Annotated in this window: 29 protein-coding genes; 11 read left to right on the top strand and 18 right to left on the bottom strand. The window is 72.0% G+C overall.

The features are described 5' to 3' along the window. Positions 1 to 26: 26 nt before the first annotated feature. Positions 27 to 617, top strand: coding sequence for a TetR/AcrR family transcriptional regulator (locus AB0D93_RS22815; protein WP_362122041.1), 591 nt, complete (start codon positions 27 to 29; stop codon positions 615 to 617). 160 nt (positions 618 to 777) lie between these two features. Continuing rightward, entirely contained in the window at positions 778 to 1,242 is a 465-nt protein-coding gene (locus AB0D93_RS22810; protein ID WP_362122039.1) for a hypothetical protein, read from the top strand. 54 nt (positions 1,243 to 1,296) lie between these two features. Here AB0D93_RS22810 and AB0D93_RS22805 read toward each other — a convergent pair whose 3' ends face one another. The 7 genes from AB0D93_RS22805 to AB0D93_RS22775 all read right to left on the bottom strand — a co-directional run bounded on the left by AB0D93_RS22805 (position 1,297) and on the right by AB0D93_RS22775 (position 7,417). Then, positions 1,297 to 1,746: a hypothetical protein gene (locus AB0D93_RS22805; protein WP_362122037.1), complete on the bottom strand. Its 450-nt coding sequence runs from the start codon at positions 1,744 to 1,746 to the stop codon at positions 1,297 to 1,299. Positions 1,747 to 1,985: 239 nt separating this feature from the next. Beyond that, positions 1,986 to 2,669: a uracil-DNA glycosylase gene (locus AB0D93_RS22800; protein WP_362122035.1), complete on the bottom strand. Its 684-nt coding sequence runs from the start codon at positions 2,667 to 2,669 to the stop codon at positions 1,986 to 1,988. Positions 2,670 to 2,751: 82 nt separating this feature from the next. After that, positions 2,752 to 4,329, bottom strand: a complete 1,578-nt coding sequence (locus AB0D93_RS22795; RefSeq protein ID WP_362122033.1) for an ABC transporter substrate-binding protein — start codon at positions 4,327 to 4,329, stop codon at positions 2,752 to 2,754. 187 nt (positions 4,330 to 4,516) lie between these two features. Then, on the bottom strand, positions 4,517 to 5,284 hold the full coding sequence (locus AB0D93_RS22790; protein ID WP_362122031.1) for an SDR family oxidoreductase: 768 nt from the start codon (positions 5,282 to 5,284) through the stop codon (positions 4,517 to 4,519). Between the two features lie 12 nt (positions 5,285 to 5,296). After that, on the bottom strand, positions 5,297 to 6,058 hold the full coding sequence (gene fabG, locus AB0D93_RS22785) for a 3-oxoacyl-ACP reductase FabG (protein ID WP_362122029.1): 762 nt from the start codon (positions 6,056 to 6,058) through the stop codon (positions 5,297 to 5,299). Positions 6,059 to 6,206: 148 nt separating this feature from the next. Beyond that, positions 6,207 to 6,656, bottom strand: a complete 450-nt coding sequence (locus AB0D93_RS22780; RefSeq protein ID WP_362122027.1) for a DUF3037 domain-containing protein — start codon at positions 6,654 to 6,656, stop codon at positions 6,207 to 6,209. Then, positions 6,653 to 7,417, bottom strand: a complete 765-nt coding sequence (locus AB0D93_RS22775; protein WP_362122025.1) for a HipA family kinase — start codon at positions 7,415 to 7,417, stop codon at positions 6,653 to 6,655. Before AB0D93_RS22775 ends, AB0D93_RS22780 begins: the two co-directional genes overlap by 4 nt. Positions 7,418 to 7,579: 162 nt before the next feature. On the opposite strand from AB0D93_RS22775, the gene AB0D93_RS22770 reads away from it, so the two are divergent. Next, positions 7,580 to 8,104 (top strand): Rieske (2Fe-2S) protein, encoded by a 525-nt coding sequence (locus AB0D93_RS22770; protein WP_362122023.1) that lies wholly within the window; start codon positions 7,580 to 7,582, stop codon positions 8,102 to 8,104. A gap of 6 nt (positions 8,105 to 8,110) precedes the next feature. Here the strand turns inward: AB0D93_RS22770 and AB0D93_RS22765 are convergent, their stop codons facing one another. Next, a complete protein-coding gene (locus AB0D93_RS22765; protein ID WP_362122021.1) occupies positions 8,111 to 8,755 on the bottom strand; it encodes a cysteine hydrolase in 645 nt (214 codons plus the stop codon). 165 nt (positions 8,756 to 8,920) lie between these two features. Between AB0D93_RS22765 and AB0D93_RS22760 the strand changes: the two genes are divergently transcribed. Continuing rightward, entirely contained in the window at positions 8,921 to 9,391 is a 471-nt protein-coding gene (locus AB0D93_RS22760) for a pyridoxamine 5'-phosphate oxidase family protein (RefSeq protein WP_362122019.1), read from the top strand. A 3-nt stretch (positions 9,392 to 9,394) separates the two neighbouring features. Here the strand turns inward: AB0D93_RS22760 and AB0D93_RS22755 are convergent, their stop codons facing one another. Beyond that, the gene (locus tag AB0D93_RS22755) at positions 9,395 to 10,297 is read right to left on the bottom strand and encodes a LysR family transcriptional regulator (protein WP_362122016.1); all 903 of its coding nucleotides are present in this window, start codon (positions 10,295 to 10,297) and stop codon (positions 9,395 to 9,397) included. A 74-nt stretch (positions 10,298 to 10,371) separates the two neighbouring features. On the opposite strand from AB0D93_RS22755, the gene AB0D93_RS22750 reads away from it, so the two are divergent. Further along, positions 10,372 to 11,307 (top strand): DMT family transporter, encoded by a 936-nt coding sequence (locus AB0D93_RS22750; protein ID WP_362122014.1) that lies wholly within the window; start codon positions 10,372 to 10,374, stop codon positions 11,305 to 11,307. Positions 11,308 to 11,380: 73 nt separating this feature from the next. Here AB0D93_RS22750 and AB0D93_RS22745 read toward each other — a convergent pair whose 3' ends face one another. Next, positions 11,381 to 12,712: an aminotransferase class I/II-fold pyridoxal phosphate-dependent enzyme gene (locus tag AB0D93_RS22745; RefSeq protein ID WP_362122012.1), complete on the bottom strand. Its 1,332-nt coding sequence runs from the start codon at positions 12,710 to 12,712 to the stop codon at positions 11,381 to 11,383. Positions 12,713 to 12,770: 58 nt separating this feature from the next. Here AB0D93_RS22745 and AB0D93_RS22740 point away from each other — a divergent pair, with 58 nt between their 5' ends. Beyond that, positions 12,771 to 13,451, top strand: a complete 681-nt coding sequence (locus tag AB0D93_RS22740) for a pyridoxamine 5'-phosphate oxidase family protein (protein WP_362122010.1) — start codon at positions 12,771 to 12,773, stop codon at positions 13,449 to 13,451. 29 nt (positions 13,452 to 13,480) lie between these two features. Here AB0D93_RS22740 and AB0D93_RS22735 read toward each other — a convergent pair whose 3' ends face one another. The 3 genes from AB0D93_RS22735 to AB0D93_RS22725 form a co-directional block, all read right to left on the bottom strand. Beyond that, a complete protein-coding gene (locus AB0D93_RS22735; protein WP_362122008.1) occupies positions 13,481 to 14,425 on the bottom strand; it encodes an EamA family transporter in 945 nt (314 codons plus the stop codon). Positions 14,426 to 14,616: 191 nt separating this feature from the next. Then, a complete protein-coding gene (locus AB0D93_RS22730) occupies positions 14,617 to 15,621 on the bottom strand; it encodes an EamA family transporter (protein WP_362122006.1) in 1,005 nt (334 codons plus the stop codon). Between the two features lie 278 nt (positions 15,622 to 15,899). Next, entirely contained in the window at positions 15,900 to 16,475 is a 576-nt protein-coding gene (locus AB0D93_RS22725; RefSeq protein ID WP_362122004.1) for a Clp protease N-terminal domain-containing protein, read from the bottom strand. 263 nt (positions 16,476 to 16,738) lie between these two features. Here AB0D93_RS22725 and AB0D93_RS22720 point away from each other — a divergent pair, with 263 nt between their 5' ends. Beyond that, positions 16,739 to 17,167, top strand: a complete 429-nt coding sequence (locus tag AB0D93_RS22720) for an SRPBCC family protein (RefSeq protein WP_362122002.1) — start codon at positions 16,739 to 16,741, stop codon at positions 17,165 to 17,167. A gap of 73 nt (positions 17,168 to 17,240) precedes the next feature. Here AB0D93_RS22720 and AB0D93_RS22715 read toward each other — a convergent pair whose 3' ends face one another. Together AB0D93_RS22715 and AB0D93_RS22710 are read right to left on the bottom strand one after the other, a co-directional pair. Further along, entirely contained in the window at positions 17,241 to 17,867 is a 627-nt protein-coding gene (locus AB0D93_RS22715; protein WP_362122000.1) for a PadR family transcriptional regulator, read from the bottom strand. A gap of 156 nt (positions 17,868 to 18,023) precedes the next feature. Then, positions 18,024 to 18,389 carry a MerR family transcriptional regulator gene (locus AB0D93_RS22710; protein ID WP_362121998.1) on the bottom strand — a complete coding sequence of 122 codons (366 nt, stop codon included), beginning with the start codon at positions 18,387 to 18,389 and terminating at the stop codon, positions 18,024 to 18,026. A 91-nt stretch (positions 18,390 to 18,480) separates the two neighbouring features. Here AB0D93_RS22710 and AB0D93_RS22705 point away from each other — a divergent pair, with 91 nt between their 5' ends. Next, a complete protein-coding gene (locus AB0D93_RS22705) occupies positions 18,481 to 18,915 on the top strand; it encodes a hypothetical protein (RefSeq protein ID WP_362121996.1) in 435 nt (144 codons plus the stop codon). 45 nt (positions 18,916 to 18,960) lie between these two features. Further along, positions 18,961 to 19,773 carry a PhzF family phenazine biosynthesis protein gene (locus AB0D93_RS22700; RefSeq protein ID WP_362121994.1) on the top strand — a complete coding sequence of 271 codons (813 nt, stop codon included), beginning with the start codon at positions 18,961 to 18,963 and terminating at the stop codon, positions 19,771 to 19,773. Positions 19,774 to 19,792: 19 nt separating this feature from the next. On the opposite strand, the gene AB0D93_RS22695 is transcribed toward AB0D93_RS22700, so the two are convergent. After that, positions 19,793 to 20,593 carry a type II CAAX endopeptidase family protein gene (locus AB0D93_RS22695; RefSeq protein ID WP_362122343.1) on the bottom strand — a complete coding sequence of 267 codons (801 nt, stop codon included), beginning with the start codon at positions 20,591 to 20,593 and terminating at the stop codon, positions 19,793 to 19,795. A gap of 594 nt (positions 20,594 to 21,187) precedes the next feature. Next, entirely contained in the window at positions 21,188 to 22,705 is a 1,518-nt protein-coding gene (locus AB0D93_RS22690; protein WP_362121992.1) for a glutamate--cysteine ligase, read from the bottom strand. A gap of 571 nt (positions 22,706 to 23,276) precedes the next feature. Here AB0D93_RS22690 and AB0D93_RS22685 point away from each other — a divergent pair. Both AB0D93_RS22685 and AB0D93_RS22680 read left to right on the top strand, forming a co-directional pair. Then, a complete protein-coding gene (locus tag AB0D93_RS22685) occupies positions 23,277 to 23,876 on the top strand; it encodes a hypothetical protein (RefSeq protein ID WP_362121990.1) in 600 nt (199 codons plus the stop codon). A 276-nt stretch (positions 23,877 to 24,152) separates the two neighbouring features. Then, positions 24,153 to 24,359: a DUF5999 family protein gene (locus AB0D93_RS22680; RefSeq protein ID WP_030603474.1), complete on the top strand. Its 207-nt coding sequence runs from the start codon at positions 24,153 to 24,155 to the stop codon at positions 24,357 to 24,359. Between the two features lie 96 nt (positions 24,360 to 24,455). Here the strand turns inward: AB0D93_RS22680 and AB0D93_RS22675 are convergent, their stop codons facing one another. Continuing rightward, positions 24,456 to 25,514 (bottom strand): endo-1,4-beta-xylanase, encoded by a 1,059-nt coding sequence (locus tag AB0D93_RS22675; RefSeq protein ID WP_362121988.1) that lies wholly within the window; start codon positions 25,512 to 25,514, stop codon positions 24,456 to 24,458. Positions 25,515 to 25,532 lie beyond the last annotated feature (18 nt).

The following is a 25,532-nucleotide window of genomic DNA, read 5'->3' as shown; positions in this document are numbered from 1 at the left end:
CGTAGTGACACCGATAGGGTCGCCTCATGTCCGTAAGCACCCCCAGCGCTTCCCGTGCCGAGCTCGTCGCCGACTCCGCCCTCGCCCTGCTCGCCGAGCGCGGGATGCGCGGTCTGACGCACCGCGCCGTGGACGAGGCCGCCGGGCTGCCGCTCGGCTCGACCTCGAACGTGGCGCGCACCCGGCAGGCACTGCTGGAGCTGGCGGTACGGCGGCACGCCGAGCGCGAGGCCCGGGTGCTGGACGTGGCGGAGATGCCGCAGCCGGGCGGCGGACCCGACGCCCTGGCCGACGGGCTGGCCCTCGCCGTGCACCGCTCCCTGACGCAGGGCCGCGACCTGCTGATCGCCCGCTACGAGCTCGCCCTGGAGGCCACCCGCCGCCCCGAGCTGCGGGCCTTCTACGACCGGACCGGCGCCGTCTTCAAGGAGCAGCTGGCCACAATGCTCACCGCCGTGGGCTCGCCCGACCCGGCCCGGCATGTGCTGTCCCTGGTCGCCTGGGCGGACGGGCTGATGTTCTCGTGCGCGGCGGGTTCGTTCAGCGCCGAGGTGCCGGGGCTGGAGGAGGTCCGCAAAGGGCTGCGGGAACTGCTCACGGGGATGCTGGGCCGGTGAGAACCGGGGCCGGCCTCGGGCCGCGTGGTCCGGCCGTGCGAGCGAACGTCAGCCGCGGTACCCGCGATCCCTCCGTACGGGGCACGAGATCACCCGTGCGGGGGCATCAACGTCGGCTCCCTGGTGCCAACCCGGGCGCCGAACCAGCAGAGTTGCCCGGGTGCATCGAACGACGACCACCGCAGCGCTCCTGGTCACCGTGGCCGTCTCGGCCCTCTCCGGGTGTGTGACCGTACAGCACCCGGCGACACCCGGGCCGCCCCCGGACACGTCACCCTCGCTGCCGACGGCGCCCCGGCCGGACGGCAGCACGGAGCCCCGGGTGGTGCAGGCACCCGCCCAGGAGGCGCTGGAGATGACGGGGCCGTCCCGGCACCCTGAGCACCGGCTGCCGGCCGCCCGACAGCACCCCGGCGAGGCACCCCGGGTCGCACACCGCCCCCCGGCCGCCCCGTCCGCTCCCCCCAGCCCCCACGAGCGCCCCCACCGGCCGCGCACTCCCCTGCCCCACCTGCCGAGTGCGGCCCCCAACGCACCGGACGTGTGCGCCCTCGGCAAGAAGTACGGCGGTTGGCGGGGAGACAGCCCGGAGGCGGTGATCTGCGAACAGACGTACGGACACTGAAGCCGGGACGGAGCCGCGGCGGCCCGACGGCACAGCGCGGCACCCCGGTAGGCGTCAGTCGCCCAGCCGCGACTCCAGCCGCCCGATGGCCGCCCACACCCCGTCGCCGTACCCGTCGTCGGCCAGAGTGCCGGCGGCGTCGCGCGCCCGGCGCAAATGACTGCGGGCGGCCTCCTCCCGGCCCAGCTTCACGTAGTCGGCGGCGAGATTGAGATGGAGCGAGGGGAACAACCCCCGCAGGCTCGGCGGAGCGCCCCGCTCCTCCGCCACGGACAACGCCCTGAGATCCCAGGCGAGTTCGGCCTCCGGCTCGTCCTGGGTGTCCGCGAGGTAGTGGGCCAGGGTGCAGCGGTGCAGCGCGTCCCCGGCCTCGCCGATCTCCGCCCACAGGTCCAGGAGGCGGCTGCGGGCCTCCTCGCGGTCGCCGCCGTGGTGCAGCATGACCACCTGCCCGATCCGCGTCAGCACGGCGTCCGGCGCCGCTTCATCCCCTCGCTCCGCCACCGTGCCCTCCGGGCGCCGTCGTGAATGGTCCGCTCCCGACGCTAACCGGCGCGGCGGCCATTCCCGGGCAGGCGGCGCCGCTGAGCTGGTGGCTCGTGGTCGGCCGCGGGGCCGTCGCGGCCGGTCCCGCAGGTCGTGGGTGCTGCGGTGCCGGCGCCTTGCGGGCACCGCGGCAGCGCGCGCCCACCCCGCCCGGCGACCGCACAGGGCGCCCGCGACGGCCCCGCCCCGTGCGGTCGTCAGCCCAGGTTCGGGATGGTCCAGTCGATCGGCTCGTGCCCCTGCGCGGCGATCGCCTCGTTGATCCGGGTGAACGGGCGGGAGCCGAAGAACTTCTTCGCGGACAGCGGCGAGGGGTGCGCGCCCTTGACCACCACGTGCCGGCTCTCGTCGATCAGCGGCAGCTTCTTCTGCGCGTAGTTGCCCCACAGCACGAACACCGCCGGGTCCGGGCGGGAGACCACCGCGCGGATCACCGCGTCCGTGAACTTCTCCCAGCCCTTGCCCTTGTGCGAGTTGGCCTCGCCGCCACGGACGGTCAGCACCGCGTTGAGCAGCAGCACGCCCTGCTCGGCCCACGGCATCAGATAGCCGTTGTCCGGGATCGGCAGGCCGAGCTCCTCCTTCATCTCCTTGTAGATGTTGCGCAGCGAGGGCGGGGTCCGCACGCCCGGGCGGACCGAGAAGCACAGGCCGTGCCCCTGGCCCTCGCCGTGGTACGGGTCCTGGCCGAGGACGAGGACCTTGACCTTCTCGTACGGCGTGGCGTCCAGCGCGGCGAAGACCTCCTCGCGCGGCGGATAGACGGGAGCCTTCGCCCGCTCCTCCTCGACGAACTCGGTCAGCTCCTTGAAGTAGGGCTGCTGCAGCTCGTCACCCAGAACCCCGCGCCAGGACTCGGGCAGCATGGCGATGTCGGTCACGTCAACGTCCTCACGATGTGTGGTCACTTGCCGGCTTCAGAACCTACAGGCGACCACTGACAACCGGTGCCACGAGGGGCATTCACCAGCTGGTCTTGCGGTGCAGCGCCCACATCATCATGATCGTCGACGGGTCCAGGGCCTGCTCGCCGCCGGAGACGTCCTCACTGGCGGCGACGTACTGCCGGCCCTGCCACAGCGGGATCAGCCGGGCGTCGTTCACCATGACCTGCTGGGCCTGCTCCACGTCCTTGACCGTCTGCGCGCGGTCGCTCTCGGCGCGCGAGTGGGGCAGCAGCGTGCCGGTGATCTCCTTGGACGGGTAGGGCGTACCGAGGGCGTTGTGCTCGCCGACGAACGGGGCGATGAAGTTGTCCGCGTCGGGGAAGTCCGGGAACCAGCCACGGCCGAACACCGGGTACTCGCCGTTCTGGTAGCCGACCACGTAGGTCTTCCAAGGGCGGCTCTTGAGCGTGATCGTGAACAGCCCGGAGTCCTCCAGCTGGCGCTTCAGCTCCTGGAACATCAGCGCCGTCTCGGAGCCGTACCGGTCGGTGGTGTACCAGAGGGTGAGCGGCACCCGCTGGTGGATGCCCGCGTCGGAGAGGATCTTGCGGGCCTTGGGGACGCTCGGGTCCCCGAAGTCGTCGAAGAAGGCGGTGGTGTGTCCGGTCAGGCCCTTGGGGACCATGGAGTACAGCGGGTCGACCGTGTCCTTGTAGACCTTGTGCGCGATGGCGCCGCGGTCGACGATCTGGGCCACGGCCTTGCGGACGGCCGGCTCCTTGGCCCAGGGGTCCTTGGGGTTGAACACCAGGTAGCTGATGTCGGTGCCGACGCCGTCGACCAGCTGGAGGTCGCTGTTGCCGTGCTGCTGGAGGGCGAGGATGTCGTCGGCGGCGAGGCCGCGGTAGGTGACGTCGATCTGCTTGTCCCGCAGCGCCTTGACCATGGGGGCCGAGTCCTGGAAGTAGCGGATGGTCACCGCGTCGTTCTGCCGCTTGGCGAAGCCCTGGTAGTTCCCGTTGCCGACGAGGACGGCCTGCTTGCCCTCCTCGTACGACTGGAGCTTGTACGGTCCGGAGCCGTAGACCTCGCCGTCCTTGCGCAGGGAGCGTGCGGGGTAGTCGTTCGGGTCGACGATCGACATGGCGGGGGTGGCCAGCACGAACGGGAAGGTGGCGTCCGACTTGTTGAGGTGGAAGACGACCTCGTGGTCGCCGAGCACCTGCACCCGGTCGAGGCTGCCGAGCAGGCTGGCGGGTCCGCTGGGGGAGTTGATCGTCCGGATGCGGTCGATGGAGTACTTGACGGCCTGGGCGTTCAGCGCGTCGCCGTCGGCGAACTTCAGGTTCCCGCGCAGCGTGCAGCGGTAGGTGTGGCTCGACGAGTCGGTGAAGGAGCAGCTCTGGGCGGCGTCCGGCTGGGGGGTGGTGGCACCGTTGGGGTAGGCGAGCAGCGTCTGGAAGATGTTGCGGTACAGCTCCCAGGAGCCGTCGTAGGCGCCGGCGGGATCCAGCGTGCTGGGCGCGCTGGTCGTACCCACGACGATCGGGCCCTTGCCGCCGCCATCGCCGTCGGACAGCAGACCGCAGCCGGCCACCAGGGATATGGACGCGATCGCCGCGACTCTCCGCAGGAATCGGTTCCGGTTGAACACGCGCACGCTCCTCGATCTGCCATACCAAGGGTCGGCAGACCATACCGCAGCGTTCGAGTCCCGGAACCACCCCTGAAACACGGGTTCTTGATCGATTTCGCCATGACGACGTTGTCAGTTCGCTGTGCGGACTCCATGGCGTGTTCCGGGCGCCGATCTGTCCGAAAATCGACGCCCGGAAGGTGGCTCAGTGCACGCCGGCGTTGAGGAACATGCCGCCGTCCACGACGAGCGTCTGACCGGTGACCCAGTCGGACTGCCCGGAGGTGAGGAAGGCGGCGGCCCCGCCGATGTCGGAGGGCACGCCGAGCCGGCCGAGCGGGTAGGCGGCGGCCGCCTCCTCCTCGCGGTTCTCGTACAGCGCCTGTGCGAACTTCGTCTTGACCACGGCCGGGGCGATCGCGTTGACCCGCACCTTCGGCGCGAACTCGTGCGCCAGCTGCTGGGTCAGGTTGATCATCGCGGCCTTGCTGACGCCGTAGGCACCGATGAACGGCGAGGGCGCGAGGCCCGCGATCGACGCGATGTTGACGATCGCGCCGCCGTTCTCCTTCTGCCAGGCGTGCCAGGTCTTCTGGGCGAACCCGAGCGCGGAGATCACGTTGGTCTCGAAGACCTTGCGGGCGACGTCCAGGTCGAGGTTGGCGATCGGGCCGAAGACCGGGTTGGTGCCCGCGTTGTTGACCAGGAAGTCGAGGCGGCCGAAGGCCTCCATGGTGCGGTCGACGACCTCGGTCTGGTGGTCGAGGTCGTGCGCCTTGCCGGCGACGCCGATGACCCGGTCCGGGCCGAGCTTCTCGACGGCCTCCTTGAGGGCGTCCTCGTTGCGCCCGGTGATGCACACCCGGTCACCGCGGGCGACCAGCGCCTCGGCGACGCCATAGCCGATGCCACGGCTGGCGCCGGTGACGAGGGCGACCTTGCCCGAAAGCTCGGGGAGTTCAGCGGAAGTCATGTACCTGTTCCCTCAGTTGAGCGGTCCGCCGGCGACGTACAGCACCTGGCCGGAGACGAAGCCGGCCGCCTCGCCGGTGAAGAAGGCGATGGCGTTGGCGATGTCCTCGGGCTCGCCGACGCGCTGCACCGGGATCTGGGTGGCGGCGGCCTTCTTGAAGTCGTCGAAGCCCATGCCGACGCGGTCGGCGGTGGCCTTGGTCATCTCGGTGGCGATGAAACCGGGGGCCACGGCGTTGGCGGTGATGCCGAACTTGCCCAGCTCGATGGCGAGGGTCTTGGTGAAGCCCTGCAGGCCGGCCTTGGCGGCGGAGTAGTTGGCCTGGCCGCGGTTGCCGAGCGCCGAGGAGGAGGACAGGTTGACGACACGGCCGAAGCCGGCGTCGACCATGTGCTTCTGGACGGCCTTGGTCATCAGGAACGAGCCGCGCAGGTGGACGTTCATGACGGTGTCCCAGTCGGAGACGCTCATCTTGAACAGCAGGTTGTCACGCAGGACGCCCGCGTTGTTGACGAGGATCGTCGGTGCGCCCAGTTCCTCGACGATCCGGGCGACGGCCGCCTCGACCTGCGCCTCGTCGGACACGTCGGCGCCGACCGCGATCGCCTTGCCGCCCGCGGCGGTGATCTTCTCGACGGTGTCCTTGCACGCGGCCTCGTCGAGGTCGATCACGGCGACCGCGCGACCCTCGGCGGCCAGTCGTACGGCGGTGGCGGCGCCGATGCCGCGCGCCGCGCCGGTGACTACCGCGACCCGCTGTTCAGTGGTGGACATTGCTGCTTCTCCTCGCCCTTGAGAGAACCTGTCCGGCTCCGGGAGGAGCCGTTCCGGTGCGGTGAGCGACCGCTTAGTACCTTCAGCACACGTGACGCTAGAAGCCCTGGCACCCGGTGTCAACGGCACACCGGGTGCGTGTGATCCATTACCTCACCAGGAGGTCGAGCAACCGCTCCGTCTCGGCGGCCGGGTCGGCGGTCAGACCGGTGTGCACGGGGCCGGGCTGGACGACGGTGGAGCGGGGCGCGATCAGCCAGCGGAAGCGGCGCCCGGCGTCGTCCCCGGCGGCCTGGCCGGCTTCCTCCCCGCCCGCGCAGTGGCGCTCGACCGCACCGAGCGCGGCCCGGATCCCGGCCACGTCGGCCGCCGGGTCCAGGGCGAGCAGCCGGGCCTCGTCCAGGTGGGTACGGGCGCCGACGTAGGCCCGCGCGCGGCTGTAGACGACGACGCCGGCGTTGATGCACTCCCCGCGCTCCACCCGCGGTACGACCCGCAGCAGCGCGTACTCGAACACGTCCCGGTCGCCGCCCTGACCCGCCCGGGTGATGTGCCGCTCGGTGACATGGCCGGCCATGTGGATGTGGGTCTCGCTCACTTGCCCTCCTCGATGCCGGTGATGCGCTCGGCGACGACGGCCGCCCGGGCGAGCAGCGGCCGTGCGTAGGCCCGGCGCAGGTCGTCCGGGGTGTCGAAACCGGGCTCGTCGGCCAGCCAGGCGTCCGGGATCTCTGCGGTGACCTCGGCGAGCAGCTCGTCGGTGACCCGGGGTGCCAGCTCGGCCGCGGCGGCGGCGATGTCCGGGGCGAAGCGGGCGAGGGCGTGGTCGGAGGCGTCGTAGGGGCGCGCCGCGGAGGCCTCGGCGGAGGGCCAGTTGTGCTGCCAGATCATCGTCGCGCCGTGGTCGATGAGCCAGAGCTCGCCGTGGTGCACCAGCAGGTTCGGATTGCGCCAGGACCGGTCCACGTTGTTGATCAGTGCGTCGAACCAGACGATCCGGCCGGCCTCCTCGGGGCTCACCGGGAAGGCCAGCGGATCGTAGCCGAGGGCCGCGGAGAGGAAGTCCATGCCGAGGTTGGTGCCGCCGCTGGACCTGAGCAGGTCCTGCACCTGCTGCTCGGGCTCGCCGAGGCCGAGCACGGAGTCCAGCCGGATCGTGACCAGCCGGGGCATCCGGAATCCGAGGCGGCGGGCGAGTTCACCGCAGACCACCTCGGCGACCAGTGTCTTGCGGCCCTGGCCGGCGCCGGTGAACTTCATGACGTACGTCCCGAAGTCGTCGGCCTCGACGAGCCCCGGCAGCGAGCCCCCCTCGCGCAGGGGCGTGATGTAGCGGGTCGCGGTGACTTCCTTGAGCATCGCCCCAGGTTACTGGGGTGGGACCGACAGCAGGCCGACAGCTGTGGCCTACGGCCGCCTCATGCCCGGGCGGCAAGGATCTGGGTGCCCGTCTGAACGGGTGACGGCCGGGCGCCGTACCCCTGGACGGATCACGAGAAGGCTCCGCGGAAGGGAACCCACATGACCAGCGCATCGACCCAGCCGGGAACCGGCCCCGCCCGCCGTACCGTCGTGGCGGCGGCCGGAGCGGCGGGGCTCGCCGCCGCGCTGACCGCCTGCGGTTCGGGCGACAACTCGTCCGATACGGTCAACACCGGTTCCGGATCGTCCGGAACGACGGGCTCGACCGGCTCCACCGGGACGACGGGGAGCACGGGCTCCACGGGAGCGTCGCAGAACGGCGGCGGCTCGGCCGGCGGCACCGCGCTCGCCAAGACCTCCGACATCCCCGAGGGCGGCGGCAAGATCTTCAAGGACCACGGCGTGGTCGTCACCCAGCCGACGGCGGGCACGTTCAAGGCGTTCTCGTCCAAGTGCACCCACCAGGGGTGCGCGGTGGGCAGCGTGTCGGGCGGCGTGATCGTCTGCCCGTGCCACAACAGCCACTTCTCCGTCGCGGACGGCAGTGTGAAGCAGGGTCCCGCGACCCAGCCGCTGGCCGCCGAGCAGATCACCGTCTCCGGCGAGGACATCAAGCTGGCCTGAGCCGCGTCAGCCACGCCCGCGCGGCCGCGCGAGACAGCCGAGCACCTCGTCGGTGGTCGAGACCGTGGCGACCAGCGCGAGGGTGTGCCGGATCATCGCGGGGGTGTAGTCGGCGGGCACCCCCGCGACGGCGTCGGCCGGGACGACGGCGGTGTAGCCGAGGTTGACCGCGTCGAACACCGCGTTGGGGATCGCCACGTTGGCGGAGACACCGGTGACGATCAGTGTGCGGCAGCCGAGGTTGCGCAGCAGGGCGTCGACTTCGGTGCCGTGGATCGGGGACAGGCCGTGCAGCCGGCGTACGACCAGGTCCTCCTCGGCGACCTCGATCGGGGGCGCGACCCGCACCGCCGTACTGCCGCTCAGCTGTTGGACGGGAAGCCGCTCGGCGGCCCGGAACAGCCGGGCGTTGCGGTTCGCGCCCCGGCCGTCCGGGCGGCGCTCGGCGACCGCGTGGACGACCTGGACGCCGCTCGTGTGAGCCCCCGCGACCAGCCGGGCCACATTGCGCAGGGCGCCGGAGGAGCGGGCCTCGCGGGCGAGTTCGGGCAGCGCGCTCTCCGGGCCGACCACCCCTTGCTGGCACTCCACGGTGAGCAGCACGGTGCTCACGGGGTCGAGGAGTTCGCGGAGCTGTGCGTGCGACGGCATGACGCGCCCCCTTGAAGACGACCCCGTTCGACGCCGATTCATTCGACGCCGATTCATTCGGCGACGATCCGTTCGACGACGACCCATTCTCTTTTCTGACGTGATGTCAGAGGATCATCTCAACACCATAGTTCTCTGGCACGACGTGGGAGAAGAGGGGGCCGCATGACCGTCACTCAGCAGCGCCGGGGCCGGAAGATCATGATGACGCCCGGCGAGCTGGACGAGTTCCTCACCAGTCAGCGCACCTGCCGGGTCGCGACCGTCTCGGCGGACGGCGCTCCGCATGTCAGCGCGCTGTGGTTCGCCTGGGACGGCACCTCGCTGTGGCTGTACTCGGTGGTGCGCAGCAGGCGTTGGACACAGCTGCGCCGCGATTCGCGGGTGGCCGTCGTGGTCGACTCCGGCGAGGAGTACGACCAGCTGCGCGGTGTCGAGCTGTCCGGCCGGGTGGAGTTCGTGGGCGAGGTGCCGCGCACCGGTGAGCTGTGCGCGGAACTCGACACGGCGGAGACGCTGTTCGCACGGAAGAACTTCGGCCTGGACGAGATGCCGCACGACGGCCGGCACGCCTGGGCACGGCTGACCCCGGAGAAAATCGTCTCCTGGGACTTCCGGAAGCTGGGGTCGGGATAGGGCTCAGCCGACCTCCTGCGCGGCGGTGCGCAGGGCCTCCACCGCCGCCCGGATCGACGGCCGGCGGTCGGCGTCCGCCCGCCAGACGACGTACACGTGCCGCCGTACCCGCTGCCTGAGCGGCACGAGGACGACACCGTCGGGTACCGGGTGCCGGCCCAGCAGCGGGGCGATGCACACGCCCAGCCCGGAGGCGACCAGGCCGAGTTGGGTGTGGGTCTCGCCGGCGCGGTGACCGACGATCGGTTCGACGCCCTTGGAGCGCAGCGTGAACATCAGCCACTCGTGGCAGAACTCGCCCTCGCCCCAGGTGATCCACTCGTCCTCGGCGAACTCGGTGAGGTCCACCTCGTCCCGGTCGGCGAGCCGGTGCCCGGCCGGCATGGCGACATCGGCCGGGTCGTCCAGCAGGGGGGCCTTGACCAGGCCGTCGGGCACGGGCATCGGCTTGTTGTACCAGTCGAGGACCACCGCGAGATCCAGGTCACCACGGACGACACCGGCGACGCCCCGCTCCGGCTCCAGTTCGCTGGAGCGCACGCGCAGTCCCGGATGCTCGGCGCGCAGCGCACCGAGCGCGACGGGGAACAGCCCCCGGGCGGCGGTGGGGAACGCGGACAGCCTGAGTTCGCCGACGACCTGCCCGCGATGCGCCTCCAGATCGGACTCGGCGAGCGCGACCTGCGACAGGATGCGCGCCGCGTGCTCCGACAGCAGCCGTCCGGCGTCGGTGAGCCGCACGCCCCGGCCGTTCTTGGCCAGCAGCTGCTGGCCGATCTCGCGCTCCAGCTTGCCCAGCTGCTGGGAGACGGCGGACGTGGTGACGTGCAGCGCGTCCGCGGCCGCGCTGACCGAGCCGTGCCGTGCGAGGGCGTCCAGGGTGCGCAGGCGCTCCAGGTTCAACATGTAAGTGATTCTAAGAGGTATACCGTGGGAAATCTCGATTGTGCTACGAGGTTGCCTTCAGCATCCTTGGGGTCATGAGCAGCACGGTCACCGCAACCCCGGTCCAGTCCCCCGCCCTCAGCCGTCCCCGCCCCCGCCTCGACTGGCGCCTCCGCTTCGGCGCCCTGTCCCTGATCTGGGGCTTCAGCTTCCTGCTGATCAAGGTGGGGACCGAGGGCTACGCGCCCTTCCAGGTCACCCTCGGACGTCTGCTGTTCGGTACGGCGGTACTGGCGGCGGCGATGGCGGTCAAGCGGGAGAAGCTCCCGCGCGGCGCCCGGCTGTGGGGCCACATGGCGGTCGCCGCGTTCTTCCTGAACGCCCTGCCGTTCTCCCTCTTCGCCTACTCCGAGCTGACGATCCCGTCCACGCTGGCCGGCATCTGCAATGCGACGTCCCCGCTGTGGGGCATGGCCCTGTCACTGGTGGCCCTGTCCGAGGACCGGCCGACCCGCGTCCGTGTGGCCGGGCTCGGCCTCGGCTTCCTCGGGGTGCTGACGGTGCTCGGGGCCTGGCAGGGCTTCCACGGGCTGGACGCCAGGGGTACGGCGATGGCGCTGCTGGCCTCGCTGAGCTATCCGGTCGGCTGGATCTACGTCCGGCGGACGCTGGCCGGGACCGGCAACTCCCACCTGTCGATGACGGGCGCGCAGCTGCTCCTCGCGACCCTTCAACTGGCCCTCGTCACCCCGCTGTTCGCCGGATTCCCCACACATGTCTCGCCGCTGCCGTTGCTGGCGATCGCCGCGCTCGGCGCGCTGGGCACGGGACTGGCGGTTCTGATCCAGTACGGGCTCGTCGCCGAGGTCGGTCCGACGACCGCGCAGATGGTCACGTACTTCATCCCGGTCATCGCCACGGCGGCGGGTGTCGCGATCCTCGGGGAGTCCCTGCGGTGGACGACGCCGGTGGGTGCGGTGATCGTTCTCGCGGGGGCCGCGCTCACCCAGGTGCGGCGAAAGGGTGCCTGAGAAGGGCGGAAGGGTGCCTGAGAAGGTGCTTGAGAAAAGGGGCCCGCGAGAGGGGCCCCTTCGTGCCGCTCCGTCATCCGTAGACCCGCGCCGGTGATGGTCGTACCGCCGCCGCCACCGCGTCCGCCAAAGAGGCGAGATCACCCTCCGTGAGCCCCGAGACCGTGATGCGGATCGCCGGGCCGCTGTTCAGGCGGAAGCGGGCACCCGGGGCCACCGCCCAGCCGGACTGGAGGAGGCGGGCCACCGCGCCGGTCTCGTCGGGGACCGGCACCCACACGTTCATACCGCTGCGGCCGTGGGCGGCGACTCCGCGTTCGGCCAGCGCGTCGACCAGCGCGTCCCGGCGCGAGCCGTACGCCTTGGCCACCGCCACCCGGTCCACCGCGCCCTCCGTCCAGAGCCGGACCACGGCGCGCTGCAGCAGCCGGCTCACCCAACCCGGGCCCAGACGCTGGCGGCCCCCCACCCGGTCGACCGTGACCGGGTCGCCGGTGAGGACGGCCACGCGCAGGTCGGGGCTGTAGGCCTTGGCGACGGAGCGGACGACGGCCCAGTGGCGGGTGGTGCCCGCGAGGGGGTGCAGCGGGAGGTCGACGATGCCGTGGCCGTGGTCGTCCTCGATCAGCAGGGTCTGCGGGTGCTCGCGCAGGACGGCGCGCAGGGCACGCGCGCGCGTGGCGCTCACCGCGGCGCCGGTCGGGTTCTGTGCGCGGTCGGTGACGATCAGGGCGCGGGCCCCGGACTCCAGTGCCCGGCGCAGGTCGTCGACGCGCGGTCCGTCGTCGTCCACACCCACCGGGACCGTGCGCAGCCCCAACGCGGGGACCAGGTCGAGGAGGCTGCCCCAGCCGGGGTCCTCGACCGCGACCGCGTCCCCCGGTTTGAGGTGTGCGGCGAGGAGCCGCTCGATGGCGTCGAGGGAGCCGGACGTCACGGTCAGCGGGCCGTCCGGGACGCCGTCGGCGTCGAGTTCGGCGCGGGCGATGCGGACGAGGTCGGCGTCGACCGGGTCGTCGCCGTAGAGGACGGGCCGCCGGTCGCCCTCCTCCCCCGCCGCGGCGAGGACCGCGGCGAGGCGGGGCAGCAGGGCCGGGTCCGGATTGCCGTTCGACAGGTCGCGGCCCCCGGCCGGGACCTCCACGCGCAGTACCTCGCGGCCGGTCGTGGCCGGCTTGGCCCGGACACGACTGCCCCTGCGGCCGGCGGTCTCGATCACTCCGCGCTCGCGCAGGGTGCGGTAGGCCGCCGCGACGGTGTTCGGGTTCACACCCAGCCGGCCCGCCAACTCCCGCATGGGCGGCAGGGTTTGACCCGGCTGCAGGTCACCGGCACCGACCGCGCGCTCGACGCTGGCCGCGATCTCGGCTGCGCCACGCCCTTCGATGGGATACTCTCCTAGCACAAAGGACATTATGCACTAGTGCAATATGTTTAGCAATCGCTCGCCAGGGAGGACCGCCATGCAGGGGACGACCGAGGAAGCCCGGGCCGCCGCCTACACCCCGACCGACCGCACCGTGCCCACGCGCTCCGCCAACCGGGCGTCGTACGACAAGGAGTTGGTGCACGCGATACTCGACGAGGGGTACGTCTGCCACCTCGGTTTCGTCCGCGACGGCGCCCCGGTGGTGCTGCCGACGCTGTACGGCCGGGTCGGCGAGCGGCTCTACGTGCACGGGTCCACCGGTTCCCGCCCCCTGCGGACGGCCGGCGAGACCGACCCGGGCCTGCCGGTGTGCCTGACCGTGACCCACGTGGACGGGCTGGTGCTGGCCCGCTCCGCCTTCCACCACTCCATCAACTACCGCTCGGTCGTGGTGCACGGCGTCGCGCGCCAGGTCACCGACCCCGAGGAGCGGCGGACGGCCCTGGACGCCCTGGTGGACCACGTCGTGCCGGGCCGGGCGGCCGACTCCAGGCCCGCGAACAAGAAGGAGCTGGCCGCCACCGCGGTGATCCGGCTGGACCTGGACGAGGTCTCCGCCAAGGTCCGCACCGGCGGCGCGAACGACGACCCGGAGGACCTCGCCCTGCCCTTCTGGGCCGGTGTCGTCCCGGTCCGGAAGGGCTACGGCGCGCCGGTTCCCAGCGCCGACCTCGCGGTCGACGTCGAGCTGCCGGACTACCTGAAGGCACTGTAGGCCCCGGTCAGCACATGCCCGGAGAGCGCTTACGCCGGGACCGAGTCCCGCCCACCGGCCCCGCGGGCCTCGCTCACGGCGAGGCCCGCGACCGCGCCGAGCAGGAGCAGGGTGCCGGCCGCGGTGGTCGCCGTGAGCCGCTCGCCGAGCAGGACGACGGCCAGCACGGCCGCGGTCACCGGCTCCAGGAGCATGATCACGGACACGGTGGCGGACCGTACGACGGCCGCGCCCGCGAAGTACAGCGCGTAGGCGAGGGCCGTGGGCACGGCGGCGATGTAGAGCACGAGCCACAGCAGCCGCACCGGATGGACGGTGTGCGGCAGCAGACCCTCGTGCAGCGCGAACGGCAGCAGGCACAGGCCGGTCACGGCGAAGGCCCCGACGGTGGTGTCGGAGGAGTCGGTCCGTCCGTCCCTGCCCCACCAGCGGGTCAGCAGGGTCATGGCGCCGTAGCCCGCGGCCGAGGCGAGCGCGGACAGCACGCCCGCCGGGCGCACGGTCGTCGCCGAGCCGCCGAAGGTCAGCACGGCCAGCCCGGCGAGCGCCCCGGCGACGGCCAGCACCCCGCCCGCCCCGAGCCGTTCCCCGAGCAGCAGCCGGGCGCCGAGCGCGATGAGCACCGGGCCCGCGCCGAGGGTGACGACGGTGGCCACGGCCAGTCCGGTCGACTCCACCGCGGCGAAGTAGGCGGTCTGGAACACCGCCAGGCCGGCGCCGGTGGCGAGGACCCGGCCGGCCCTGCGGACCAGGGGCTCGGTGGCGGCCGGGCGGAGGCGCGGGCGCAGGCCCCGTCCGGCGAGCAGCAGGACGAGACCCAGTGCGCAGCGCCAGAAGGACAGGCCGAAGGCGCCCATGTCACTGGTCCGGTAGACCAGGGAGGCGGCGGCGCCGGCGGTGCCCCAGGCGGCACCGGTGATGATCAGGTAGAGCAGGCCACGCCCGACGGGCAGGCCTGAAGCAGTGTTCGACAAGGAATTCTCTTCCGCAGAAACGCACCCGAGGGTGCGGAAGTTCGAGGGCGTCCCGTGTCAGCGGGGCGCGCGGACTTCATCTGCGGGCAGCAGCCGCCCGGCCCGGCGCGGAAGCGCGGGGCCGGTGTCCCGGAGGCCCGCCTCAGGCGGCCGGGGGCGGAAGAACGAGCGTGGACGGCATGACCCGCACCTTAGGTGGAGGTGCCGCGCGCCGACAACTCCCTTTCCGGGCGGCCGGCGGCCACCGGCTCGGCGGAGCCCTTCGCGGGAGTCGAGGACTGGGCGATGAACGCGCCGACCAGGACGACCGCGCCGCCGAGCACCTGGGGCGCCGACAGGTGCTCGCCGAGCAGCACCCAGGCCAGGACGGTCGCGATGACCGCCTCCAGGCAGGCGACGACTCCGGCGACCTGCGGGGACAGCCGCCGCACGGACAGCACCCCGGTGACGTACGCGACGACGGTGGCGATCAGCACGATCCAGGCCAGCAGGGCGAGGGCCGGTACGGCGGTGCCGTCCATGTCCGCCGAGCCGGTCAGCACCGACCAGCGCAGGTCCCAGGGGCGGGCGACGACGGTCAGGACGAGGGCGCCGACGAGCAGCCCGTAGGCGATGACGCCGAGCGGGTCCGGCGCCTCGTCGCCCGCGTCGCCACCGTGGTCGGCCAGGACGAAGTAGCCGACCTGGCAGCAGGCGGCGCCGAGCGCGAGCAGCAGGCCCAGGGCGTCGAAGCTCAGCCCCGACCAGACCTCCACCACACAGGCGAGGCCGCCGGCCGCGAGAACCACGCCGAGCGCGGCGGCACGGGTCACGGGCCGCCGCTGCACGAACCGCACCCAGCCCAGCACCAGCGCGGGTGCCAGGTATTCGATGAGCAGCGCCACGCCCACCGGAATCCGGGACAGGGCCGCGAAGTAGCAGGCCTGGACACCGGCGACGGCGAGCAGTCCGAACCCGGCCAGCAGCGCGGGCCGGCGGCGCGGCAGCGCGCGGTGCCGTACGGCCACGGGCAGCATGACGACGGCGGCACCGGCCACCCGCAGCCACACCACGTGGAGCGGGTCGAGTCCCGCCTCGATCAGTGGCTTCGCGGCCACTCCCGAACCACCGAAGGCCAGCGCCGAGGCGAGCGCGAGACCGAGCCCGACCCCCTTGCCCCGACTGTCCTGACTGCTCTCTGACGTATGCACCGGCACATGATGACAGGCGGCGACATGAGCGTCACCCCCGTTGACACCTGTCTCAGGAGATGGACGTGCGGCGCCGCGAGGGCCTCCTCGGCGGCCTCTTCGGGCCCGACCCGGGGCGCGGTCGGATCGCGGACGGCGGCGTGTTGGCGGGCCGCGTGCCGGTCACCCCCCTTCGGGAGCTCGCGAACGTCGAGCCGTACGGCGTGCCGGTCACGCACCGGCGCATGACTCGCGGACGTCGTCGGCCAGTTCGGGCCGGCCGTCCGGCGCCGGGCACCCCCGCATCACGGCTCGCGGACGGCGTCGGCCTGTTCGGCGTATTCCTGCGCGCCCGGTGCCGTCCGGGCGGGCAGGTCCCGGATGCCGGCCCGTTCGAGGACCTCGACGGCCCGCGATCCCGGGTCCGCGGTGAGCGCGGCGAGGAGGTCGATTCCGGTGACGCGGGGCTCGGCGCGCAGGTGGGCGCGCTCGCGGGCGGCGGCCAGGGCGGCGGCCGCGGTGGGCGACCAGCCGGCGGCGTCCCGGGGGCCGCGGACGGCCGCGTCGGGGACGACGGCGAGCGCGCCGGAGTCCTCCACGCTGCCCTGCCAGCGCAGTCCGTAGCCGATGCTGCGCTGCACGAGATAGCCGAGCAGCCGGACGAGCTGCGGCGGGCCGCCGACGGCGGCGCGGACCTCGGGGTCGTGTTCCAGCAGGGAGTGCAGCAGATGGGCGGTGTCGATCTGCCGGTCCCCGTCCCGGACGGCCCTCCGCCGGGCACCGGCGACCACCGCTGCCAGCTCGGCGCCGAGCACGGCATCGTCGTCCACGTGCGCCACCGCCTCGTCATGGGCGGTCCGGCGGGCTGTACGGGGTTGCACATCCCCCACCTCATCAGCCTCAACGGGCCGGGTCATCCACGAGGGGAACCATCTTCGCGTCCCACACAGAGTGGACATCGCCGGTCGGTATCTCATCCTTACGGAGGAGATCCGGCCGTACGCGTGCCGGGACGACCCGGTCCGCGGTATCCGGTTCACGAGGCGGAGATTCCTGACGGTTCATCAGTATTGAATGTTCGCGCCCCTGCGGCTACTTTCCGCGACACCGTAGCCCGCTACGCCCGATCCGAAGAGGTGGTCGCATGGCCGAAGTCAGCGCGGAGGCACACATCCAGGCACCGGCCGAGAAGGTGTGGGCCCAGCTCACCGACTGGTCGTCGTACGGGGAGTGGAACGCCACCCACACGAGCTTTCCGAAGGGGGGTCCGCAGACCCTCGCCGTGGGCGGGACGTTCCAGGAGAACATGAAGCTGATGGGCTTCCCCGCCGAGGTCGACTGGACGATCGAGGAGCTGAAGCCGGCGCGGGTGTTCGCCATCCGCGGCAAGGGCCCGATGGCGGTGACGGTCGCCACCCGTTACACCCTCACGCCCGACGGCGGGGCCACGTCCGTGCGCATCGACGGCGAGTTCACCGGCGCCGCGGTGTCGCTGATGGCGGGCAAGCTCAAGGACTCGGCGACGGCGGCGCTGAACGAGTCCCTGCGCAAGCTGGCCGGCCTGGTCGCCTGAGCCCGGGCGGGCCGGGCACGCGCGGGCGCCCCGCGCGGATCACCGCGTGGGGCGCCCGCGCCGCCCGTGAGTCTCAGTGCTCGTCGGCGAGGATCAGATACAGCTTCTTGCGGGCGTCGTTGATGACGGCCAGCGCCTTCTCGCGCTGCTCCTTGCTGCCGGTCTTCCAGACCTGGCCGAAGGCCTCCATCAGACCGAAGCCGGCCTGGCGGATCTCGCCGAGGGCCTCCCAGTCGACCCCGCGGGAGGCCTCCTCCCAGGGAGCCTCCGGCCCCTGCTCGGCGGCGGCGCGCCCGTCGTCGGTGAGGGCGAAGAGCTTCTTGCCGCCCTCGCTCTCGCTGGCGATCAGGCCCTCGTCCTCCAGCAGCTGGAGCGTCGGGTAGACCGAGCCGGGGCTGGGCCGCCATGCGCCGCCGCTGCGTTCGGCGATCTCCTGGATCATCTCGTAGCCGTGCATGGGCCGGTCCCTGAGCAGGGCCAGGATCGAGGCCCGCACGTCACCGCGTCGCGCCCGCCCCCTCGGGCCACCGCGCCCCCGGGGACCCCAGGGGCCGGGCCCGAAACCGGGACCGCCGGGGCCGAACCCCGGACCACCCGGCCCGAAGGGCCCGAAGGCGGCCCGCCGCCCGTCGAAACCACCGAAGCCCCGCGGCCCGTGGCCCTCGTGCCGATGTCCACGCTCGAATCCGTGGGTACGCATCGTGATCACTCCATTCCATCGTTGATCTGTCACGTTTGCATCGCGTTCGTTCGCGATGCTTCAACGATATATCGGTAACACTCGCATGACAACACCCTTCCGAACCGGCTGGTAGGGCTGGGGCGCCGTATCCGGGAGCCTGGACGCGCGGACCTCTCAGACCTGCCGGTCCGCCGCGCGCAACGGGCAGCCGGTGCCGACGCGGGAGGTCAGGTCCGCACGGAGGGCGGTCAGTTCGGCCATGCGCTCGTCGATGACGCGGATCTTGTCCTCGAACAGCGCGGACAGGGCCTCGGCGCTGTCCGGGGCGTCCCGCAGTTCCGCACCGTGCCGGGCGATCTCGGCCAGGGTGAAGCCCAGCGCCTGAGCGGTGCGGACGTAGCGCAGCCAGATCACCGTCTCCGGCGGGAAGTCGCGGTACCCGTTGGGCAACCGGTCACCGTCGAGCAGACCGACCTTCTCGTAGAAGCGCAGGGTGTCCTTCGACAGCCCCGTACGCGCGGCCAGTTCCCCGATGCGCATGACTCCCCCGCCGACAGGCCGACTTGACCTTGGAGCGTACTCCGCTGTCTAGCGTGGGCGGCGCCCGAGCGAGCCCTCCCGAGGAGCCCCGATGCCCCCTGCTGCCCCCGCCTATCTGCGTCTCGTCCGCACGAGCGGCTGGTACGACCTGATCGTCACGGCCGGTTTCGCCACACCCTGGACGTACGCCCTGGTGCACCACCTGCTGTCGGCGGGGGGCGACGCGGTCGGTCTCGGCCCCATGCCCGCGCCGAGCCCCATGGAGACCCTGTACGCCAACCTGATGGGCTCGGTCGTGCTGGTCTGGGCCGTCCTGCGCGTCGTACGGCCGCTGCCCCTGCACGGCCTCCTCGACGGCACCGCCCGAGCCCTCTTCTCCCTCTGGCAGGCGTACGCGCTGGCGCACGGCGGGCCCGGAGTGCTGTGGCCGTTCCTCGTGCTGGAGGTCTCGTTCGGCGTCGCCCAACTCGCCCCGTGGACGCGGGTGCGTGCCGCCACCCTGCGGGAAACGTGCCAGGACTCGTGAATTGGCCTTGGGCCGGCGTCCGTCGCGGCCATTAGCGTCGGCGCCATGCGCATTCAAATCGTGGACGCTTTCACCGACCGCCCCTTCGGCGGCAACCCGGCCGGAGTCCTCCTCCTGGACGACGTCTTCCCGGACGACGACTGGCTGCAGAACGTGGCCATGGAGGTCAACCACGCCGAGACCGCGTTCGCGCACCGGCTGCCCGAGGGCGGCGAGGCGGACTGGGCGCTGCGCTGGTTCACGCCCGTCGCCGAGGTCGCCATCTGCGGGCACGCCACGCTCGCCACGGCCCACGTCCTGCACACCACCGGTGCCCACGAGGGCCCGGTGCGGTTCGCCACGCGCAGTGGTGTACTCATCGCCACGCCCGCCGAGGACGGCTGGATCACCCTCGACTTCCCGACGGCCCCGCTCACCCCGGTCGCGATCCCGGAGGGTGTCGCCGAGGCCCTCGGCGCGGAGCCCGTCGCCGCCTTCGACACCGGGCCGAACGTCGGTGACCTGCTGCTGGAGCTGGCCGACGAGAAGACGGTCCTCGGCCTCACGCCGGACCACAAGTCCCTCGGCGCCTACTCCGTGCGCGGCATCATCGCCACCGCCCGCGCCGACGACCCGTCCCTCGGCCACGACTTCGTGTCCCGCGGCTTCTTCCCCAACCTCGGCATCGACGAGGACCCGGTCACCGGCAGCGCCCACACCGCGCTCGCCCCGCACTGGACGGCGCGCCTGGGCCGCGACGACCTCACCGGGCTGCAGGCCTCGCGCCGCACCGGGCTGGTCCGTACCGGCCTGCGCGGCGAGCGCACCCTGCTCACCGGCCGCGCGGTCACGGTCATCGAGGGGGAACTGCGCGCCTGAGCGGGCGGTCCGCCAGCCCTCAGGCCGTCGGCAGCCAGCCCACTTTGCCCGCGAGGAGGGCGTAACCGACGAACGCGCCGATGTCGAGCAGGGAGTGCGCGACGACCAGCGGACCGACCCGCCCCCAGCGCCGGTACAGGTACACGAACACCACACCCATGACCATGTTGCCGAGGAAGCCCCCGACACCCTGGTAGAGGTGGTACGAACCGCGCAGGACCGCGCTGGCCACCAGCGCGGTCCCCGGGGTCCAGCCCAACTGGCCCAGCCTGCGCAGCAGATAGCCGACGACGATGACCTCTTCGAGGATCGCGTTCTGCAGGGCGGACAGGATCAGCACCGGGTACTTCCACCACACGTCCGGCAGTGCCTCGGGTACGACCGTGAGGTTGAAGCCGAGGCCGCGGGCGGCCAGGTAGAAGGCGATACCGGTGCTGCCGATCACGGCCGCGATGCCGGCGCCCCGGGCGAGGTCGGGCCAGGGACGGGTGCGGTCGAAGCCCAGCGTCCGCAGGCTCCCGCCCTCGCGCAGGAGCAGGTGGGCGACCAGGGCGACCGGGACCAGCGCGCTGGCGATGCCGAACAGCTGCCAGGCCAGGTCCAGCCAGGGCCGGCCGGGTGCGGCCGAGGCGTTGAGGGTGGCCGCCTGGTCCTTCAGGCCGCCCGGCTTGGTGACCGAGCCGATGAAGCTGATCAGCGCGGTGACCCCGCTCGCGCCCAGCGACAGTCCGAGGACGAGCAGCGTCTCGTCCCGCAGGATCCGCCGTGGGTCGCGCCCCCGCACCCCGGAATCGGCCACCGAGTCAGCCTCCACCTGCACTCCTGCCTCCAGCCGGCTCATGGGCCCCTGGCCCACCTCTGCCCGCAAGGATCGCAGAAGCGGGCGTGAGGACGACGTACAGGGCACCGCCCACGCGACACCCACCCCACACGAGCCCCCTCCGCCGCGAGGACACCCACCCACACCGCCCCGGCCTGGCGCCCCGCACCACGCAGAGCCACGACCACGGCCGACACCGCGCAGGCCTGCCCCGACGGGAGAGCGACGCCCGGACGACGCTCAGCCGCGACGGGAGGCCGACAGTCCGCAACGAAGCTCAGCCGGTCCCGACGGCGCCCCACGACGACGGCAGAGCCCGGCGCCCGCCATGGCCACTCCACACGACGCGCAACCCGTCCCCGGACCCGCCGGCCACGCAACCACACCCCGCAAGCCCCACCGCCCCAACACCACGCAGCACCGACCGCGCACCCCGCCGGCCCACACCCCACCCCGCACAAACGCTCGGCCACGGCCACGCATGCCGGTCCGCCGCGAAATCCTCCCCGGCCGCGAAGGCACACAGCCAGGCACCCGGTCACGCCGGAACAGCCCGGCGAACTGTGCGGCGCCCGGCCCGCTTCCTCCCCGTCCTCACCCGAGGGGGACCGCCTCCGGCAAGCCCACCGGCCACGTGTGCACCGGCTCGCCCACATGCATCAGCTCGGCGTAGCGGCGGGTGGTCGCGGCCAGGGCCGCCTCGCGGGACAGGCCCTGTTCCAGCGCCCGGTGGAAGGTGGCCGCCTGCCAGGCCGCCCCGTTCACCCGGCGCCGGCAGCGCTCATCAATGACGCCCAGGTAGAGGTCGCGGTCGGCCGGCTCCACGCCCCACGCGTCCAGCCCGGCCGAGGCCAGCGGCAGCAGCTCGTCGCGGACCAGGGTGACGGCGTCGACCTCGCCCGTGCCGCCGTACCGTCCCCGCCGCGGCCACACGAACCGGGCCTCGACGCCGTACCGGCACGCGGCGTCGAAGTTGGCCTCGGCCGCGGCGAACGGCAGCCGGGTCCACACCGGCCGGGACTCCTCGGCCAGGGCGCGGACCAGGCCGTAGTAGAAGGCCGCGTTGGCGATCACGTCGGTGATGGTCGGCCCGGCCGGCAGCACCCGGTTCTCCACCCGCAGGTGCGGGACGCCGTCCGCGATGCCGTACACCGGTCGGTTCCAGCGGTAGATCGTGCCGTTGTGCAGCACCAGCTCGGCGAGCCTGGGCGTGCCGCCCGCCGCGACGACCTCCAGCGGCTCCTCGTCGTCGCAGATCGGCAGCAGGGCCGGGAAGTAGCGCAGGTTCTCCTCGAACAGGTCGTAGGCGGAGGTGATCCACCGCTCGCCGAACCAGGTGCGCGGCCGTACGCCCTGGGCCTGGAGCTCGGGCGGGCGGGTGTCGGTGGACTGCAGGAACAGCGGGGGCCGGGACTCACGCCACAGTTCGTGACCGAACAGGAACGGCGAGTTGGCGCCGACCGCGATCTGCGCGGCGGTCGCCACCTGCGCCGCGTTCCACACGTCCGCGAACCGGCCGGGCGTCACCTGGAGGTGCAGCTGTACGGAGGTGCACGCGGCCTCGGGGACGATCGACTTGGACGTGCAGACGAGGTGCTCCACGCCTTCGATGTCGAGCCGGAAGTCCTCGCCGCGCGCGGCCACGATCTGATCGTTGAGGAGGGTGTAGCGGTCGACCTCGGAGAGGTTGGAGGAGACCAGGTCGTCGCGGTCGAGCGTGGGCAGGATGCCGATCATGACGATGCCCGCGTCCACCTCGCCGGCCTTGCGGTCGGCGTAAGCGAGCGAGGTGCGCAGTTCCTCGGCGAGCCGGTCGAATACCCGGCCGCCCAGGCGGTGGGGGGCAATGTTGACCTCCAGGTTGAACATGGCGAGTTCGGTTTGGAAGTCGCGGCTCGCGATGCGCTCCAGTACCTGCGCGTTCAACATTTTCGGCATACCGTCGAGCCCCGCGAGATTCAATTCGATCTCAACGCCCATGAGGTTCTTGGGACGGTCGAATCGCTTCTCGCGCAGCAGTCGCTCCAGTCCCGTGAGGCACTTCTGGAGCTTTTCGCGGTAGCGCTGGCGATCGGACAGGTCGAACTGCCCCGCCACGACCTTCTCCCCCATCGAAGTGTCCCTCCTCGGATGGGCGGGCCGACGACCGGCCGCCGGGCTCCCGGCTCAGTGGAGGGATGATGCCCAACGGAAGCGATCGATAACGTCCCGCGCGGACCCGGCGCCCGCTACTCTGTCGGAATGTTCCCCGCGGCACATTCACGCGGCATGCCGCACTGCGCACCTTCGGGTGCCCCGAACGCCTCGTGAAAAACGCCGACGACATTCGGCCGACCGCTACCGGCGCGTATTACGAGGTCAGGACCGGCGGGACAGTCCGGGAATCGGGAGGAGCCCCGCAAATCGATGGCGTATTACCGACTTGCGTGACTTCCTGAAATGGGATAGACGAAACAACGGCCGAACACGCGTCGTATAAACTTCGCCCACAAGGCAGAAGGTTGACGCCCTCGGTCCTGGTTCCTGCCGTGTTCAGGCCGTCCCGGTGACGGGCGGCAGGCCGAGCCGTACCCATGTCCACCGACCCGGGCCCACACCCTTCCGGCCTTCCGTGAGCAGACAGCGCCGTCCGCCCCACCCCTCCTCGCGCCGCCGCGCCTGTCGAACGAGAGAGGCGACCCACATGCCGCTGCAGTTGCCCCCTGCCCCCGCGCCTGCCCGGCGCTCCGTCCTCACCGCCCTCGGTTCCCCCACCGCGGTCCGTGAGGCCCGTACCCCTTCCCTGCGCGCCGCGCAGGGCCCGGCAAAACCCGAACTCCCGCTTCCCGTCCACGTGCTGGACCGGATCACCGCACCGGGCCTGTCCGCGACCCGGCTCGCCGGCTGGCGGTTCCTGATCCGCTGCGGCGACCGGGCGGTGGCCGCGGCCGACACCATGCTCACCCCCGACGGCTGGGCCTTCTCGCACTTCTTCGAGGGCCCGTACGTCACCTCGACCGAGCGCGCCCTGCACCAGGCCGAGGCGCTGCAACAGCCCTACCAGGCGCGACTGCTGTCCGTGCCCGGTCTGTACATGCTCACCCTGTGGCTGCACGCCGACCTCGCCGCCGACGGGGCCGAGGGACACCCGGCCGACACCGATCTGCTCGTCGCACTGGCGCCGGCCCCGCCCGGCATACCGGCGCACCGTCCCCTCCGGGTCAGCGAGTTGCTTCCGGTGCTGACCTCTCGCGCGACGCCCCTGCCGCTGTTCGGGCCGCCCGTGCTGGGCTCGCCCGCCTGACGACCGACCGCGTACCCCGCTTGCCCGCGAGGGAGGCGGGGTATGACCATGTCAGGGGTCTGGCCTGCACGGACTAGCCCGATCCGGCCACGGTGAACCACCCAAAGGGACAGTGCACTTGGACTGAACCGTCCGCGTGGGTGACGCGTCATGAACCTGTGAGAAGCGGAGCAGCGAAATCCCTGCGGAATGACGCCCAGAGGGCAACACTGGGTTCCGACCGACTTATCACCACGGGGGACGGCCATGACCACGACAGAGCGAGAGATCCCACCCATGTGCCAGCACCAGCCGCCGTGTCCGCCAGCAGAGTCCGCCGACCGGGAGTCCGCCCGTCTTGTGGCGCACCACCCGGAGCAGGGATGGAGCCTGCTGTGCAACGGCGTCCTGCTCTTCGAGGACACCGGTGAGCTGCTGCCCGACGGCCGGATCATCGCTCCGCACCGACCGCTCGGTGCGGAGCAGGTGATGACCGCCGCCTGAGCGGAGCAGGAGCGACCTCGAGGGGCCGGCCGCACACATCCGTGCGCACCGGCCCCGACGTGTGTCCCGGGGGTGGTCACGCTCGGTGTCCGGGCGTCAGCGCAGCGCCTCCCGCAGGGCCCGGTACGCCGGCTTCGGCCGGAGCTGCTCGTCCCACGGCAGGGCCGCGCCCTCGCCCGGGAAGACGGCCGGGATCCAGGAGTACTTGTCGGTGTAGTCCCAGACGGTGAGGCCCACGCAGCGGCTGACGGCCAGGCAGGCCCTGGTCAGGTCCCGGTACCAGGCCGCCTGTTCGGTCAGCTTCGCCTCGGTCGCGGGCAGCTGCATGCGGATGTCGACCTCGGTGAGGGCGGTGTCCAGGCCCAGGCCGGAGAAGCGGCGCAGATTGTCCTCCAGGCCGGTGGGATAGCCGTACTGCAGGGCCAGATGGGTCTGGAAGCCGATGCCGTCGAGCGGTACCTTCCGGGCCCTGAGATCCTTGGCCAGCGCGTAGTAGGCGTCGCTCTTCGGGCCGAGCGCCTCGATGTTGTAGTCGTTCAGGTAGAGCTTGGCGTGCGGGTCGGCCTGGTGGGCCCAGCGCAGCGCGTCGGCGATGTAGCCGGGGCCGAGCGTCTTGTACCAGAGGGTCTCACGGTAGCTGCCGTCCTCGTTGAAGGCCTCGTTGACGACGTCCCAGGAGTACACCTCGCCCCGGTAGTGCCGCACCTCGGTGGTGATGTGCTTCTTGAGCACGGCCCGCAGCTCGCTCGCGGTCCACTGCTTCGAGGTGAGCCAGTCGGGCAGCTGGCTGTGCCAGACCAGGGTGTGGGCGCGTACCTTCTGGTGGTTCTTGCGGGCGAGGCCGACGATCTGGTCGCCGTTGGTCCAGTCGAAGACGCCCTGCCGGGGCTCGGTGGCGTACCACTTCATGCCGTTGCCCGGCGTGATCATGTCGAACTCGCCGCCGAGGATCTTCGTGTAGGCGCTGTCGGTGAGTTCGGGGTTGTCGGTGGCACTGCCGAAGTAGCGGCCGTGGCGTTCGGCGAGGTCCGCGAGGGTGGGCTGCCGGGCATGGGCGGGTGCGGCCTGCGTGGCGGGGCCGGTGGCCACGCCGGCGGCCATGAGGACGGCCGCGAGGGTGCCGACGACCCCGAGACGCGTGCTGTTCCTGGGCATGGTGCGACTCCTGTCTCT

This window comes from Streptomyces sp. NPDC048191, from assembly GCF_040652655.1.
Taxonomy (GTDB): Bacteria; Actinomycetota; Actinomycetes; order Streptomycetales; family Streptomycetaceae; genus Streptomyces.
The sequence above is the reverse complement of the archived record's forward strand: the minus strand, read 5'-3'. Positions and strand labels throughout refer to the sequence as shown.

What these genes read in the sequence shown, in the direction of transcription:
- AB0D93_RS22815 (WP_362122041.1), top strand. Translation starts at nt 27, where the DNA reads ATGTCCGTAAGCACCCCCAGCGCTTCCCGTGCCGAGCTCGTCGCCGAC.
- AB0D93_RS22790 (WP_362122031.1), bottom strand. Translation starts at nt 5,284, where the DNA reads ATGACTTCCGCTGAACTCCCCGAGCTTTCGGGCAAGGTCGCCCTCGTC.
- fabG (WP_362122029.1), bottom strand. Translation starts at nt 6,058, where the DNA reads ATGTCCACCACTGAACAGCGGGTCGCGGTAGTCACCGGCGCGGCGCGC.
- AB0D93_RS22775 (WP_362122025.1), bottom strand. Translation starts at nt 7,417, where the DNA reads ATGCTCAAGGAAGTCACCGCGACCCGCTACATCACGCCCCTGCGCGAG.
- AB0D93_RS22770 (WP_362122023.1), top strand. Translation starts at nt 7,580, where the DNA reads ATGACCAGCGCATCGACCCAGCCGGGAACCGGCCCCGCCCGCCGTACC.
- AB0D93_RS22765 (WP_362122021.1), bottom strand. Translation starts at nt 8,755, where the DNA reads ATGCCGTCGCACGCACAGCTCCGCGAACTCCTCGACCCCGTGAGCACC.
- AB0D93_RS22760 (WP_362122019.1), top strand. Translation starts at nt 8,921, where the DNA reads ATGACCGTCACTCAGCAGCGCCGGGGCCGGAAGATCATGATGACGCCC.
- AB0D93_RS22755 (WP_362122016.1), bottom strand. Translation starts at nt 10,297, where the DNA reads ATGTTGAACCTGGAGCGCCTGCGCACCCTGGACGCCCTCGCACGGCAC.
- AB0D93_RS22750 (WP_362122014.1), top strand. Translation starts at nt 10,372, where the DNA reads ATGAGCAGCACGGTCACCGCAACCCCGGTCCAGTCCCCCGCCCTCAGC.
- AB0D93_RS22740 (WP_362122010.1), top strand. Translation starts at nt 12,771, where the DNA reads ATGCAGGGGACGACCGAGGAAGCCCGGGCCGCCGCCTACACCCCGACC.
- AB0D93_RS22720 (WP_362122002.1), top strand. Translation starts at nt 16,739, where the DNA reads ATGGCCGAAGTCAGCGCGGAGGCACACATCCAGGCACCGGCCGAGAAG.
- AB0D93_RS22715 (WP_362122000.1), bottom strand. Translation starts at nt 17,867, where the DNA reads ATGCGTACCCACGGATTCGAGCGTGGACATCGGCACGAGGGCCACGGG.
- AB0D93_RS22710 (WP_362121998.1), bottom strand. Translation starts at nt 18,389, where the DNA reads ATGCGCATCGGGGAACTGGCCGCGCGTACGGGGCTGTCGAAGGACACC.
- AB0D93_RS22705 (WP_362121996.1), top strand. Translation starts at nt 18,481, where the DNA reads ATGCCCCCTGCTGCCCCCGCCTATCTGCGTCTCGTCCGCACGAGCGGC.
- AB0D93_RS22700 (WP_362121994.1), top strand. Translation starts at nt 18,961, where the DNA reads ATGCGCATTCAAATCGTGGACGCTTTCACCGACCGCCCCTTCGGCGGC.
- AB0D93_RS22690 (WP_362121992.1), bottom strand. Translation starts at nt 22,705, where the DNA reads ATGGGGGAGAAGGTCGTGGCGGGGCAGTTCGACCTGTCCGATCGCCAG.
- AB0D93_RS22685 (WP_362121990.1), top strand. Translation starts at nt 23,277, where the DNA reads ATGCCGCTGCAGTTGCCCCCTGCCCCCGCGCCTGCCCGGCGCTCCGTC.
- AB0D93_RS22680 (WP_030603474.1), top strand. Translation starts at nt 24,153, where the DNA reads ATGTGCCAGCACCAGCCGCCGTGTCCGCCAGCAGAGTCCGCCGACCGG.
- AB0D93_RS22675 (WP_362121988.1), bottom strand. Translation starts at nt 25,514, where the DNA reads ATGCCCAGGAACAGCACGCGTCTCGGGGTCGTCGGCACCCTCGCGGCC.